The 15,078-nt window shown below is 45.4% G+C and carries 10 protein-coding genes; 2 read left to right on the top strand and 8 right to left on the bottom strand.

Going from position 1 to position 15,078, the window contains the following annotated elements; genetic code table 11:
• Window positions 1-1,311, bottom strand: coding sequence for a M23 family metallopeptidase (locus B7990_RS07445; RefSeq protein ID WP_088640362.1), 1,311 nt, complete (start codon window positions 1,309-1,311; stop codon window positions 1-3).
• A 177-nt stretch (window positions 1,312-1,488) separates the two neighbouring features.
• Window positions 1,489-2,301, bottom strand: a complete 813-nt coding sequence (locus tag B7990_RS07440; protein WP_088640361.1) for an FKBP-type peptidyl-prolyl cis-trans isomerase — start codon at window positions 2,299-2,301, stop codon at window positions 1,489-1,491.
• Window positions 2,302-2,430: 129 nt separating this feature from the next.
• On the opposite strand from B7990_RS07440, the gene glmS reads away from it, so the two are divergent.
• Window positions 2,431-4,260, top strand: a complete 1,830-nt coding sequence (glmS, locus tag B7990_RS07435) for a glutamine--fructose-6-phosphate transaminase (isomerizing) (RefSeq protein WP_088640360.1) — start codon at window positions 2,431-2,433, stop codon at window positions 4,258-4,260.
• 106 nt (window positions 4,261-4,366) lie between these two features.
• On the opposite strand, the gene B7990_RS07430 is transcribed toward glmS, so the two are convergent.
• On the bottom strand, window positions 4,367-7,582 hold the full coding sequence (locus B7990_RS07430; RefSeq protein ID WP_088640359.1) for a UvrD-helicase domain-containing protein: 3,216 nt from the start codon (window positions 7,580-7,582) through the stop codon (window positions 4,367-4,369).
• Between the two features lie 362 nt (window positions 7,583-7,944).
• On the opposite strand from B7990_RS07430, the gene B7990_RS07425 reads away from it, so the two are divergent.
• The gene (locus B7990_RS07425) at window positions 7,945-9,996 is read left to right on the top strand and encodes a segregation/condensation protein A (RefSeq protein ID WP_088640358.1); all 2,052 of its coding nucleotides are present in this window, start codon (window positions 7,945-7,947) and stop codon (window positions 9,994-9,996) included.
• 14 nt (window positions 9,997-10,010) lie between these two features.
• Here the strand turns inward: B7990_RS07425 and B7990_RS07420 are convergent, their stop codons facing one another.
• From B7990_RS07420 to B7990_RS07400, 5 genes are all read right to left on the bottom strand, one after another.
• Window positions 10,011-10,643 (bottom strand): GNAT family N-acetyltransferase, encoded by a 633-nt coding sequence (locus tag B7990_RS07420; RefSeq protein ID WP_088640357.1) that lies wholly within the window; start codon window positions 10,641-10,643, stop codon window positions 10,011-10,013.
• Between the two features lie 89 nt (window positions 10,644-10,732).
• A complete protein-coding gene (locus B7990_RS07415; RefSeq protein ID WP_088640356.1) occupies window positions 10,733-11,581 on the bottom strand; it encodes a TIGR02172 family protein in 849 nt (282 codons plus the stop codon).
• A gap of 185 nt (window positions 11,582-11,766) precedes the next feature.
• On the bottom strand, window positions 11,767-12,483 hold the full coding sequence (locus B7990_RS07410; RefSeq protein ID WP_088640355.1) for a zinc metallopeptidase: 717 nt from the start codon (window positions 12,481-12,483) through the stop codon (window positions 11,767-11,769).
• Between the two features lie 192 nt (window positions 12,484-12,675).
• Window positions 12,676-13,857 carry an ABC transporter permease gene (locus B7990_RS07405; protein WP_088640354.1) on the bottom strand — a complete coding sequence of 394 codons (1,182 nt, stop codon included), beginning with the start codon at window positions 13,855-13,857 and terminating at the stop codon, window positions 12,676-12,678.
• Complete coding sequence (locus tag B7990_RS07400) at window positions 13,854-15,002, bottom strand: ABC transporter permease (protein ID WP_254917385.1); 1,149 nt, start codon at window positions 15,000-15,002, stop codon at window positions 13,854-13,856. Before B7990_RS07400 ends, B7990_RS07405 begins: the two co-directional genes overlap by 4 nt.
• Window positions 15,003-15,078: the final 76 nt, after the last annotated feature.

Below are 15,078 nucleotides of genomic sequence, written 5' to 3'. Positions count from 1 at the left end.
TTATTTCAATACACGCATGCGAACGAGAACATCGGTAGAATCGTTCGCCTTGACCGCAGGAGACGCAAGCGTAAGCTCGATTTCCTTGCGGATATCAGCCACTTGCTTTTTGAGGCGAGCGAGGCGCGCACCTTCAAGCTTCGGAGTCGCAATCATGGTCTTCTTTGCGGGATTCATCCAGTTGCCACGATTGTCCTTAAAGCCCAAGTGCAAATGCGGCCCTGTGCTGCGGCCAGTTGAACCAACCTTACCGATCACCTGACGCGGCGCGACCTTAGCACCAACATTGACGCCTCGCACAGAAAGGTGCATATACCAGCTTTCGGAATTATCCCTATGGCGGATGGCAATCTTGTTACCGCTCAAATCGTCATAACCTGAAACAGTCACAACACCGGCTGCAACAGCGTAAACCGGCGAACCCTTGGGGCTACCGTAGTCGATTCCGTGATGCACCGTGCGACGGCCCGTAATCGGGTGGATGCGGGCACCGTAGGGACTTGTGATGTGCAAACGGTCGAGCGGGTAACGGAGACCTTCGAAAACGAGAGCTTCGCCCTTTTCAGTGTAGTGGGCGTTAAACGTACTCTTCGGATCCGGGTCTTCGTAGCGGAACGCTTCATGATGGCCAACCGTATGGCCGTCAAATTCGGCATAGAGGACCTTGCCGCTAATCCAGATGGAATCCTGATAGAACTTTTCTTCGAGCAAGATGCGGAACTTGTCTCCCGGACGGGCAAGCTGGAAGGATACCTTGCACTGCAAAATGCCACTCACGACACCTACCATGCGACCCGGAATTCCCACCTTATAGAGAATCCCGTTCAATGTACTCCCCGCTTCAAGGGCACCTTCAAAAACAGACTTACGAACCGACACAGGCTTGTCTATACGGCTATAGGCAAATCCAGATTCAACCTTGCTCAACATGTGGACCGTCGCCGGGTTCGGTGCAAAGCGGAAGCGCTGGACATCGCCTGCGGAATCAAGAGCCGCATAAAAGACCTGCCCTACGCGAAGAGCCGACAATTCAACAGAGTCTTGCAAGGCAATCACAATCTTGCCGCGTTCCTTTTCGTTGATGTTCATGCGGTAAAGCACCTGGAAAAGTCCATCGCCGGCGCGAACGGTATCGTTCTTCACAAGCCACTTAGAAGTTGCACCCTGCGCTTTGGCAATCAAAGCCTTTAAAGAATCGGCCGAAGCTTCAAGCTTCGCATTTTCTTGCATCAGCGCATCAATTTTTTTCTGTTCGTTACATCCGGTAAGTGCTATAGCAACAGCGCACAGTAAAAAGAAAATTCTGGACATAAACACCCGCTCTTAAAATTTCAAAAGCAAAGATAAAATTTTTACACCACCAACGAGATGGTGATCCCGCACCAAACGTATCATGGATCCTATCGCCTTCGGCTCCAGGATGACGGCGAAAAAAATACCCCGCGCGGGTGGGCGCGAGGCATTCAAATTCTAGCGAAAAGCTATGGATTACTGCTGAGCAGCAGCCTTCTTGGCAGCCTTAGCAGGCTTAGCCGGCTTTGCAGCAGGCTTAGCTTCTTCGACCGGCTTTTCCGGAGCGATCACGTCGAGAAGTTCCATTTCGAACTTGAGAACGGAGTTACCCGGGATAGCGCGGTTGCCACGCGGACCGTAAGCGAGATCACTCGGGATCCATGCGATAACCTTTCCGCCAACCTTCATGAGCTTGAGCATTTCGGTCCAACCAGGGATAACGGCTGTCACCGGGAATTCGAGCGGCTGACCACGATCGATAGAGCTATCGAACTTAGTGCCATCGAGAAGCGTACCCGTGTAGTGCACCTTCACCTTGTCGTCATCCGTCGGGGTTGCGCCCTGACCTTCGGTAATGACCTTGTACTGAAGACCGCTCTGCGTGGTCACGACACCTTCGGCAGTCTTGTTCTGGGCAAGGAATGCTTCACCTTCGGCCTTGCTCTTTTCAGCAGCGAGGCTATCCTTTCTCATCTTTTCAGCCTGACGGTCCTGAGAAAGCTTGTTGAGCGTTTCCATGATGACGGAATCGTTCATCAAGAACTTAGCAGAATCGCTATTGTAGCGTTCCTTGAAAGCCTGAACAAAGAGATCCAAGTCGAGATCAATGGAATCACGAGTAACAAGCTGGAAACGAGCCTGGTTACCAAAATGGGCACCAAGAGCGTAGCTGTACTTGTCCTTTTCAGTCACAAGCGATGTTTTTTCGGTAGATGCGGATTTGCAAGGTTCGCAACCCGTCATAAGCATGGCAAGAGCGCCAGCTGCAACAATCAATTTAGTCTTCATTTTTATCCTCTATGAAAAAATAGACGTTACTTAAAATAGTAAAACAATCCCAATAAAGCTTACAATAATTTTCTTTTTACCTTTACTTTTAGTATATTTCCAGCTGACAATTAAAATATCAGGATCATTATGTGCGGAATAATCGGATACAATGGCAAAGGGGAAGCTATACCGGTTCTTGTTGAAGGACTGAAAAAAATGGAGTACCGCGGTTACGATAGTTCGGGTGTAGCCGTTTTAGACCACGACACAATAAAAGTTGTTCGTGCTTCAGGTAAAATAAAAGCCCTAGAAGACAAACTAAAAGGCACTCCGCTTAAAGGTTCCGTAGGCATAGCCCACACCCGCTGGGCAACGCACGGTGCGCCGACCGAAGCCAACGCCCATCCACATACAAGTTATGACGGAAAAATTTCAATTGTTCATAACGGCATCATCGAGAACTACGCAAGCCTCAAGGCAAAGCTCATCTCCGAGGGCATCGAATTCAAGTCCGAGACCGACACCGAAGTCGTAGCGCACCTCATTGCCCGCTATTATAACGGCGATTTGAAGTCCGCAGTTCTCAAGACGCTCAAGCAAATTGAAGGCACATTCGGACTTGGAGTCATTTGCAGCGAAGAACCGAATGTATTGATCGGAGCCCGCCGTGGAAGTCCGCTCATTCTTGGTATCGGAAACGAAGGTGACTTCTATCTCGCAAGCGATGTCTCTGCCATCATCAACCACACGCAGAAAGTCGTTTATCTTGACGATAATGACGTTGTCCAAATTAAGGACAACGGATATTCCATCGTGAACATGAGCAGCCACGAAGTGCAACGCGAAGTCCAGGACGTCGAGTTCGATGCTGACGCCGTAGCCAAAGGCGGATTCCCGCACTTCATGCTCAAGGAAATTTTCGAACAGCCCGAAGTGCTGCGCAACACCATGCGCGGACGCTTGCTCACCGCCGAAGGTAACGCAAAGCTCGCCGGCCTCGACACGAACATCAAGGAACTCCGTAACATCAACCGCATCATCATCACCGCCTGCGGTACAAGCTACTATGCAGGCATGGTCGGTGAATACATGATCGAAGACTTGGCCGGCGTCCCGGTCGAAGTCGAATACGCTTCGGAATTCCGCTACAGGAACCCGATCATCAAGCCGGGTACGCTCGTCATTGCTATCAGCCAGTCCGGTGAAACCGCAGACACGCTCGCAGCACTGCGCGAAGCCCAGCAGAAAGGCGCAACCGCACTTGCCATCTGTAACGGCGTCGGCTCCACAATCGCCCGCACAAGCGACGGTGGCGTTTACTTGCACGCCGGTCCGGAAATCGGCGTGGCCAGCACCAAGGCCTTCACAAGCCAGGTCACCGTGCTCGCCATGATAGCCCTCCTGCTCGGTCGCCAGCGCAGACTCAGCTTTGAAACAGGCGCCGACATCGTGAAGGACCTCCTGGAACTCCCAGATCTCGTGACGGAAACGCTCAAGCTCTCCGACAGCATCGCCGAAATTGCAAAGACGCTCTGCAAGGCAAACAACTTCCTGTACCTCGGTCGCCACTTCTGCTACCCGGTCGCCATGGAAGGTGCTTTGAAGCTCAAGGAAATCAGCTACATCCACGCTGAAGGCTACCCCGCTGCAGAAATGAAGCACGGCCCGATTGCCCTCATCGACGAAAACATGCCTGTCGTGGTCATCGCCCCGAAGGATTCACTCTTCGACAAGATCATCAGCAACATCCGCGAAATCAAGGCCCGCGGTGGTAAGGTCATCGCCGTCACAACGGAAGACTGCCACCCGCTCGACGAAATCGCAGACCACATCATCACGGTCCCGAAGACCCGCCCGATGCTCATGCCGATCCTCACTTGCATCCCGCTCCAGTTGCTCGCCTACCACATCGCCGTGTTGCGCGGAAACGACGTGGACCAGCCGAGAAACCTCGCCAAGAGCGTGACGGTGGAATAAGGCTAATTCGGAATTAAGAATTACCAAAGCGCAAACCCCTCCCTAACGGGAGGGGATTTGTTTGTTTTTAGAGAGATGTAGAGGGGATTTTGTTAGTAAAAAACAATCAATTGACAAACTCGCTCCAAATCAACCTTTCCTTATATTCGCAAGCAGGATAATTAGAACATCCTACAAAATAATGTCCATTGTAGCCCCTGCGTTTTATAAGGAACCCTCCACAAGCAGGGCATATTTTAGGACTTGATAAAATAGTTACGTCTCTTTGTGTATAGTGACACCGCGGAAAATTAGAGCACCCCACAAAAGTTTTTCCGTCATGCTCAACTTTCAACAAGTCTCCCGTTTTGCAAACTGGACATTTTGTCTGTCTTTCGCTTGTTCGTCTTCCTGTTGATTTAAAGAACACTGATGTAGATTCTGAAAATTCCTTGAAAAAAGACGATGGATTCTTGTTGTCCACAAGGACATAGGTTCTATTTTTTGTTCGAGTAATAGCAACATAAAACAAACGGCGTTCTTCCGCAAATCTGTAATCTTCTGCATTTGTAAGAACAAAATTCAAGACAGGATCATCAATTATCTGATTCGGGAAACCGAGCTTGTCATTTCTAAAATTCAGAAGAATAACATTGTCCGCTTCCAAGCCCTTTGATTTGTGAACAGAAAGGAATTGTATTGGCAGCATCGGATTTTGAATGTATTCTAACGTTTCCACACCGTTCTTCCAAGCTACTCGAAATAATCCAGTATTCTTTGCAATTTCTATATCGTAATTTGTTCGTCCCAAAAGTAAAATAGACGCGTTCGTTCCAAAATCCAAAACAATTTTATTGATTACCGCCTGCAATGCGATTCTCGGATTATCATCGAAACCCCAAAAAACAAGAGGATAATCCAGCTTTTTATCAGAGCGTAAACTTTTCTTGAGCTGGAGTGGATTTTGCAAGACAAAATGCGAAGCTTCATCAATTAACTTTTGCGAATTACGATACGTTTTTTCGATCTTCAGTATTTTCGTTTTTCCCAAATACTTTGCAATATCGGTGAATAATGAAATATCGCTACCGGCAAATCGATATATAGATTGCCAGTCATCTCCTACACAGAATAATTTCGCTTTTGTTTTATCGACAATCGCCTTTAACAAATTAAATCTCGCCTTCGAGATATCCTGATATTCATCAACAATTACATACTTATACGGAGAAATTTCGCAACCATTATTAACATCCTCAGTTGCATTATTTATCATGTCCGAGAAGTCAATTGAATTATTTACTATTAAGTATTTTTGATATTCTTCTAATACTACTTTTATTATATTTAAAAAGGTATAGCTTCTTCTTTTCGAGAAACAATTCTCTTCCAACGAAAACCAATCTTTCCAATCATCAATCGTTTCTAACGTATAATTATTAGACTTAAAAAGTACAATAAAAGTTCCACATAACTTTACAAACTCAGAGAAATACTTATTCGTTTTGGTCGCATAAACAGTATTGAAAACATCCATGAAATCTCGTGATTTCAGAATAACGCCATTTTGTTTCAAAATCTCTTCAAGTTTTTGTAAAAGCACTCCTTCAGAATTGTAGTATGAATAGGTTTCTATCAACTTGGTATTATTCTGCTTATGAAATTCTCTTTTCCAATCAATTCCATCTAAATATTTTTGAGCTTCAATAGGTGAAAGCCACGGAACAGTATAATTTCTTGTTATTCCAAAATGTTCCAAATAAATATCATAATCTTTCAAATAGAAGTCCGGTTTATACCCCTTTCGCAAAGGATCCTGACTTTCAAACGGATAGAGCTTTTCATATTCGTAATCAACACCATTCAGAAAAAAGAAATTTGCGATTTGAACTTCTTCGAGGCTTTTAACTTTTTCATTTTTTAACGTTGTATGATTCTGCGCTTTCTCTATTTTTTCTTCATGGATATATCTTTCTTGGTCATATTTTGATCTTAACGTTTCTAAGTCTACACTCTTTTCAGCCTCATACAGTTCGCCCAACGACGAATAATCTTCCATATTTTTAGGGATATCAATATAGTACGCAAAATACTCAATTAAACTTTTCACCAATTCAGGATAATTTACAAGATCTTTTTCAAAAAAATCATGTATAAATTTATTAAAGAGAGATTCATCAAGAACGTCGGGTCTTTTTCCATCAGCACTTTTGATTATATCAAGACCCAATTTGTGAAAAGTAGTCGATTTCACAGGGATACCCAACTTTCCCTGAATTCTATCGGTCATTTCTTGAGCTGATTTTTTCGTAAACGAAATAAGGAGTATATCTTCTGGACTTATGTTCTTTACATCACATAGATACTTTACCTTGCCTGCAATCGTAAGAGTTTTTCCACTACCAGCTCCGGCAAGCACAAGAATTCTATCTTCATCAGTTATGATCGCTTCTCTTTGTTGCATATCCAAAGACTTTCCATCTATGTTGGAAAATAGGGAATCATACTTTTGGGATTCTTGTTCAATAAACGATTTATTCGCTTTTTCTAAATAATTAAAAAGATCATCATAGATTATTTCAAAATGACTTATTTTCCCATACTCTTCATCATTCACATTCAAATTACAAATAGCAACATCTTGAGACAATTTTTTCCATTTCTGATAAAATATTTTTCCATCAGAGTCTGTAACATAACGACTAGTCAAGAAATCAAGTTCATCAAAAAAAATATTCACAAACTGCAAAAGCAACTTGAGATTTTCTTTACGTTTAATCTCTGCATTTGATTCTAAAACAAGTCTTGAGAAATTTTCGTATTTTCTTCTAAATTCTTCTAGTTTTACATAAGTTTTTACTTTTGAAGAAATACGACTACACTCTAACAATTCAAAATACAAAGCCTGATATTTTAGAATGAAAGTATCTCTTTCAGTATCGTGAATATAATGTTTAAACAATCCGTCGAATTCAATAAAAAATAATTCAACTTTGATTAAAAGCTTTTGGCATTTGATGTCCACATTTGATTCTAAGACAAGCCTCGGGAAATCCTTATACTTCTTCTTAAAATCTTCTAACTTTACAAAATCATCAACTTTTGACGGAATACCACTATATCTTTGCAACTCATGATATAGCGCTTTATATTTAAAAATTAAAACGTCCCTTTCTGCATCTTCAATATAGTGATTAAAGATTCCATCAAATTCTACGAAAAAAGAATCACAGACTTCTATGAAGCTCTTTATTTTTTCTTCAAATTCTTTAGCAAGTCGTCTCCGGCGAACTACGTAAAAAACAGCAAATATTACAAACAATAAAACTATTAAAACGAACATACTTATAAAACGGGGTCAACGATTTCTCTTAAATAAATTAATCAAATTTTTATTACCACAATCAATAGATACAGCCATGAGTTTTTAGATTTTATCAACCACTCTAAATTTATATAAAAAAACGCTAGATAAAGCAAACAAAAGAACAAACAATCACCTAAACACATCTACTTACATTCCCACACCATGGGAAATGGTCTTTTGGTTAGTAAGTGACGAAAAAAAAATGGAAATCGCAAATTGCGACATCCACGCTTTTTCTGTGAACATTCCTATGAACTTTCTATTTGTGGTTCATTTCCGTAATAGCAGGCAACAATTCCCCCAATCTCCTCCCATCTAATTTCTATATTTCAGCCCAAATGGTTGATTCCGAAGTTCTTGAACAAGATGACTACGAGGTGAAAATCGGTTCGTTTAACGGGCCGATGGATTTGCTCGTCTATCTCGTTCAGAAAAAGGAAATGACGCTCGACCAGATTCCCATTGCGGAAATCGCGGACGACTTTCTCAAGTGGGTGAACGAGTATTCCGAAACAGACCTTTCCAAGGCGGGCGACTTCTTGTTTATGGCAAGCCGCCTGATGGCGCTCAAGGTGCAGGAACTGCTCCCGGCCGAAGAACGCGATCCGGAGATGGAAGAGGAATACAACGAAGACCGCGAAAAACTCATGAAAGAAATGTTGGAATACCAGCGTTTCAAGCAGGTGGCAAGCGGTCTCCAGGAAATGGAAGCGAAGAACTTCGGAACGTATTCCCGTGGGCGCCTCGAAAAGACACAGAGCGATGACGACACGCTTGCCGACGCGAACATCTGGCAGCTTTTCCGCGCTTACCAAAAGAGCTTAAAGACAAAGATTTCCGAGACGATCCACCACATTGAATTGGACTACGTGACGATTCAGGACCGTCAGCAGGCGATCAACAACTTTTTGAACGTGCATGGACGTGCGCTTTTTGAAGACTTGCTCGACAACGATTCGCACCCGATTGTCGCGGCGGTGACGTTCATGGCTATGCTTGAAATGATCAAGACGGACGATATCGTTTTCCGTCAGAGTGAACTTTTCGGACCAATCTGGATTTACCGCAAGAAGAACAACCCCGAGTACGCCGATGAAATGGCGCACGAGACTGTGTTCTTCAGCAAGGATCCCGAAGTCAAGGCGGGGCTTGTGGAAACAATCCGCAGCCAGGCAATCGCGCGTTCCAAGGAAAAGAGCGTGGGCGACCTTGCCGCTACGATGCGCGAAGCCGTGCTTTGGACGGAACGCGGCAGGAACGTCACCGAAGAAGACCTCAACGCGATGTTGGAAGGTCGCGAAGATATTTCCGAAGTGCAGGACAATCCGTTTGCCGACATGATTGCGGAAGCTGACGCCGCCGAAGGTGCGCAGCAGGCTGCAAGCGCACCCGTTGGGGATGCACAGCAGCCCACAACTCCAGAAAGTGCAGAAACTGCACCGAATCAAGAATCCGTGCCATCCACAACTGAAGCAGCGCAGTCAACAATCCAAGTTCCCGCGCAGTCCGCAGAAGCATCCACTAGCGAAGATGCCGCAACTTCGAACCAAGATTCCACGCAGTCCGCAATTTTGGAAAGCGCTGACATTCCGACATTTGAATCGTCAAGCTTCGAAGACGAAGCCCCTGTGCTTAGCAAGAGTTCGATCCCTGAATTCGGCGCTAACGATGATGACGATTCAGAAGAACGCGCCCACACATTTGAGCCTGTAGACGAGACCGAAGAAATCGCGGACAATTCCAATAGCGCAAGCATTTCAAGCAATACAATTTACGGCGATTCCTGCAGCACAAACGTCAAGGAAGACAGTTCAATCAACGACATCCAGGAACTGAACGAGCAATCCGTCCAGCAGATGAGCGACGAGGAGTTTGCCGCCTTTATGCAGAAGGCCCAGGCTTTCTACAACAACGCAAGTTCCGCGCAGTCAAACGACACACAATCCGCCGCAACATCCGCACAGTCTAGCGACAAACAATCCGCATCAGTCTCGGCGCATTCAAACAACATTCAGCCAACTTACGCAGATTCTCGCAGCACGTCCTCTTACGGTTCGCCCGAACCAGAAGAAGACCGTTATTCCTCTTACAGTTTCGGCAACGAAATGACGGACGAGGAATACATCGCCTACCTGAACCGCAGCGCCCGCGCCAGCCGCAAAGAAGAATCAAAGTCCGCGGCAGTTCCCGAAAAGCCCGCAACATCTCCGGCGAATCTGGAAAAGCAAACAGAAAACAAGCCTGCGAAAAAGTCCGAGCGCAAATCCTTCATGCCCGAAGATGAAGAAGGCGGAATGACAGACGAAGAATACCAGGCTTACCTCGCCGAGCACGGCGACGATGATGATGACGATGAAGGCCCCGTTGTCTACGGAGCCGGTAAAGATTAATTTTTCATGACAGACTAAAGCGTTTTCTTCACGCTCCAGCTTCTCATTTTCAATCCATCTCGGACTGCGATGTCGCATTCATCAAAAACTTCAAATTTGCGATTCTTATAAAACGCAAGATTTTTCTCTGAATTTGTGAACAACGTCAGCTGCTTACCTCCGTGTTCACGAATGTATTCTTCCATAAAAGCAACAAGATGTGTACCAACGCCCTTGCCCTGAAATGGCGGGTCCACCGTCAGTGAACTACAATACCAAATATTTTCGCCACTGTGCTGATAATCGTGACAAGGTTTCCCGGCAGATTCATCCATATCAATCCAGTTTTTTACGCGCTTTATTCCAGCGTTAAAAAAGACTTTCCACCAGCCATGAAGCAGGAACTGCAAATCCGATGGTCTCCTGTAGCACGGATCTTCAAGCACGGCCAAGCCCACAACTTTCCCATCGACTTTAGCGATCAAGAAATGGGACTTTTGCAAAATCGTTTGCCACGTTCCGTACAGAACAGAACGTATCACCTTGCGCCTCATTTCCAGATCTGGGAAAAAATTTAAAAAGTACTCATAGTATTCATAGGCTCTAAAAGAAAGTTCCACAGCCTCTTTTAGCTCTTCCCGTTTCAGCACACCAAATTCGAATCCCATTGCGCAACTCCGTTCTATTTATATAAAATAGAAACTATTGTTAACTAGTTGCGCATTTTGATACAAATTATATGCAAAAAGACATAACTTTATCCAAACAATTTCGCAAGATACGGAAATGCTTTATCCGGCAACCGGAAATGTTTTGCTATGTCATACATATAGGGAATCTTGACGGCGGCGAACGGCAAAATCCGTTTCGTGGCTTCGGATATTTTCTGCGGATCAGTCGTTCCCAAATAAGCAGGGAAGAATATATTCCAATGAGCCTTAAGCTCTTCTTGCTTCATATGAAAAACAAGATCCGCCTTTTGCTCATCCATTTTATTCGTCATGCTCCATAGCATTCCCAAATCCCAGCCTGGTTCACCATAGCAGAAATCGCCCATATCAATCCAAAGCGTACGTTTTCCATCGGTAATGACATTGCTGATTTGCAAGTCTCCATGAACGCAATTTGGTGTATCGGGAACTTTTTCGATAAACTCCAGAGCCTTTTGTTTGTAGAAGTCAGGAACCAAATCCTTTTCAAGATAAAAGCGACGGAATTTTTCCTTTGCAGACACAAGCTTCGTCGTATCCGCTTTCGTCGAATGCAGTTTCCTCGCCATCTCGGCAAACGTCAAAGAAAGTTCCTGTAGCCGCTCTGGTTCCTGTGAAATGATTCTCGAAAACGAACGTTTATTCCTGATAAGCTCATATTCAGCACCATAACGTTCACCATCCGTCACCAAGCGGATTGGCTTTGGAGTAGGAATACCCAATTCAAAAACAGTACATGACGTCAAGAAATCCGCTTTAGCACGGTCCGCTTCGAATCCGGGATGGTAAAGTTTCGCAATCGTATCGCGAGTCTTGTGCGTGTACGAAATTGCCGTTGCCCCCTCCCCCGTCGCGACATAATCATCCAAATTGATTTTTTCAACTTCTTCAGTCATACTTTATTGCTCCCCAGAAAAAAGTCCTCTCTTTATAAAGATATCACTTTTTCGGCAAAAAAGAAAAAAAGCCCCACCGAAGCGAGGCTTAAAGGAGATTCTGTCCCCATTCGCGGATCATGACTACTAAGCAGCAAAACAGCAAGTAGTCAAAGAGATTAGAGTCCGGAATGACAAATTGACCGTTAATCGTCGTTGCGGCCGCCGAGAAGCCCCGCGCGGTACGCCCAGTAGAGCAACTGCAAAATAGAAGAAATTGCAGCCGCGACATACGTAAGGCCTGCGGCAAAAAGCACACCCGAGACGGTATTGTATTCGCGACCTGCGGCTACAACTTCCATGCGTGCAAGAGCCTTCTTGGCACGGGCAGAAGCGTCAAATTCTACAGGCACGGTCACAAGCGTAAAGAGCGTCGCAAGTGCAAAGAGCACTACGCCAACAACCGCGAGAGAGTGTCCAAGAGCCTTGCCCATGCCCATCAGCATAATGCCGATAATCACAAGCCACGGTCCAAGATTAGAACCGATATTTGCGGCAGGCACAATGGCAGAACGCAACCACAGCGGGAAATAGCCTTCAGCATGCTGGATGGCGTGACCGACTTCGTGAGCGGCAACGCCTGCGGCACTCGCATTACGGCCAGAATAGACTTCGGGTGACAAGTTGAGCGTCTTGTTCAGCGGATTGTAATGGTCCGAAAGGAACCCCTGGTGCTTAAGGATTTTCACATCGGTAATGCCCGCTTCCATAAGGATCGCCTTGGCGACATCGGCACCGGTGAGGCCGCTAGAAATCGCAACTTTTTGGCCAGCGGCAAAACGCGTCTTGACCAACAGGGAAACGGCGCCCGAAAGCACGAGCGTCACCACGAGAATCATCATGTATAAAGGATCGAACATCATAATAGTTATTAGTTGTTAGTCAGTGGTTATTAGTAATTAGTTACTGGTCAATAGTTATTGGTTATAAATCATTAATTCTAATGACTATGGACTAATGACCATTGGCCTCATTTTTCATTATTCAATTTACAAAAAGAATGACGAAAGCGTCTGTGACTTCGTCACTCTTTTCATGCTTGTTATCGCCGATTTTTACATATCACCAGTCTTAAAATGAGTCCGGTCACGGAAATGCGTGAGAATCATTCCAAGCACTAGGTAAATAACAGCCTGAAGAGCAAGCAAGTATAGCTTTGGCGCTACATCGTAAATGTCGCCACCCATCTGTTCAATCGAGAGCCACGCCGGCACAGCAAACGTACTCGGGAGGACATACGAAAGCCACACCATCCAGCCAGGCATCAAATAACTCGGCCAGCTGAAGTTCGCAAGGAAAAGTATCGGAATCGAAAGATTGAGAAACAGCTGCATGCTTGATTCACGATGCAAAAAGACCTGCGAGAGGCACATGCCAAAGTTGATAACCGACGCAAGGAATACGACTGCAAATACGGTCATCGGCAAAAGTTCTCCACGACGCGGGAAATCAAAAAGATTGTAAATAAAGCAATGATAGAACAAAATGAAGCAGCAATAATGCAAGAAATACGCAAGAGAACGCCCTAAGTAGCGATAAGGCATGCTCTCATTTTCTACAGCCGAGTAACGGTTGTTCTTGCGGAATCTGCGATGCCCACGGGCGCCACCCATAATGCAAATACCGATAATCAGGGACTGCTGCAAAATGATCACAAGTACGCTCGGAACAACGTAATTAGAATAGCTACCTGTATTATTAAACAACGTCTGGACCGATATCGGAATTGGGTCGCGCATGGCCATAGCCTTCGCCGAAGGCACGTGCTTACTGAGCGCAATTGCCTTGACCTTGCTTACAGCACCAACTGTCAAAGCGCATGTTGAAAAAGCCGTTCCAATAGTTCCATGCAACATCACATAGGCGCCATGCGTAAAGATGTTTATGGTCGTCGGCTTCTTTTTCAACAAATCCTTTTCCATATTCTCGGGAATGACCATAAACCCGAAAACATCTTCACGAGCCATCGCTGTTTCAGCTTCAAGAATGTCATTATAGACAGCCTTAACTTCGACCTGCTGCGTTGCCGAGGCCATTCTTGTAAGTTCACGGGACTTTGCAGAATGATCCAAGTCCACAATGGCAACAGGCACACGGGAAACAGTCTGGTTCACATACGCGGTCGGATAGTAGAAAGCATAAAGGATTCCCGCAACCACAAGCAACAGCACCGCAGCTGGATCCGTTACAAACAGCTTCCATTCAGTCAATGTCACTTTCAAAAGACGACTAATCATTTTTTCGCCTCCTGATACTGCTTACGAGCTTCCTGTAAAGCACGTTCAACGTCAATGGGAGTTTCATCAACAATCACGGGCAACATAGAAGCATGCTCCAATCGGTATTTCCAGCGATATGAAATCGTGAAGCATCCAAGAAGCGCCCAAAATATCGCCATCCCTCCCATAAGCTTAATTACTTCCCAGGATTCAGCCATGCCGACATCCCCAAGAAGCATCATGGACTGCACACGAAGCACATGCGTCAGCGGGAGCACAAACGCAAAGCAACGCACGGCAAACGGCATCGCCATCACGGGGAACGTCTGACCGGCAAAAGCAAAGGCAGGGCCGCCGATCACGCCGGCAACACCTGTTGCAATACGCATCACGCCAGTCACACCCACAAATGTCATGCCGGCACCGACACAGCAAACCACCATCAAAAGCTGGGCTACAGAAACCAGGACAAATTCATTAAAGCCCATCGGCATAAGCATACGGTGCGTATAAGCATAGCAGCCCATGTATTCAAGCCAAAGTATTACAATCATCGGAATAAACAGGGCCGTCCCCAGAGTCACCCAAGATTCTTCCGCACTGTGATAAAGCTCTCTTACGCGGCGATCGCGAAGCGGGAACGACCCCACATAAACGGCCACAAGCATCGCGGCCAGGTGAAACATTGCAGAAACAAGCCCAAGTGCCAAGAATCCCTGATAATTGCCTTCGATGTTCCCTACAGAATGAATTTCGGTCTTAATCGGATCTTCAAAAGATGCTGTATAAAGTTTTGCACCCACATCCGTAATGACCGCTCGAATTTCCTTTGTAGCAAACATGTTCGTAAGGTAGTTCTGGCCACTAGAATAAACCGGAATTACAGGAGCTTCAAGGCGCAAAGCACGACGTTCAAGTTCGGTCGGGATTATGATAAAAGTCTGCAAATCGCCACGTATGACAGCATGTTCGCACTCATTCATGTCATGGCAATTCATTTTTATGTCAAGTACAGGGCTAGCTTCAAGCGCCCTTTCAAGACGATCCGCAAGTAAGCTTTTATCTTGCTTTAGCACACCTATCGGTACATGCTGTACAATTTCGGACGAGAACATCTCCAGCATAAAAACGGAGACGCCTACGGGGAGCACAGTAAGAATCATCCACAAAACAATTTTGTGGCCAAAGTAAACTTTCCCGATTGTCCTTAAAAGACCTTTCAGCACGACAACAAACCTC

This window comes from Fibrobacter sp. UWB4 (assembly GCF_002210345.1).
Taxonomy (GTDB): Bacteria; Fibrobacterota; Fibrobacteria; order Fibrobacterales; family Fibrobacteraceae; genus Fibrobacter.
This window is presented reverse-complemented; position numbering and strand designations above follow the sequence as displayed.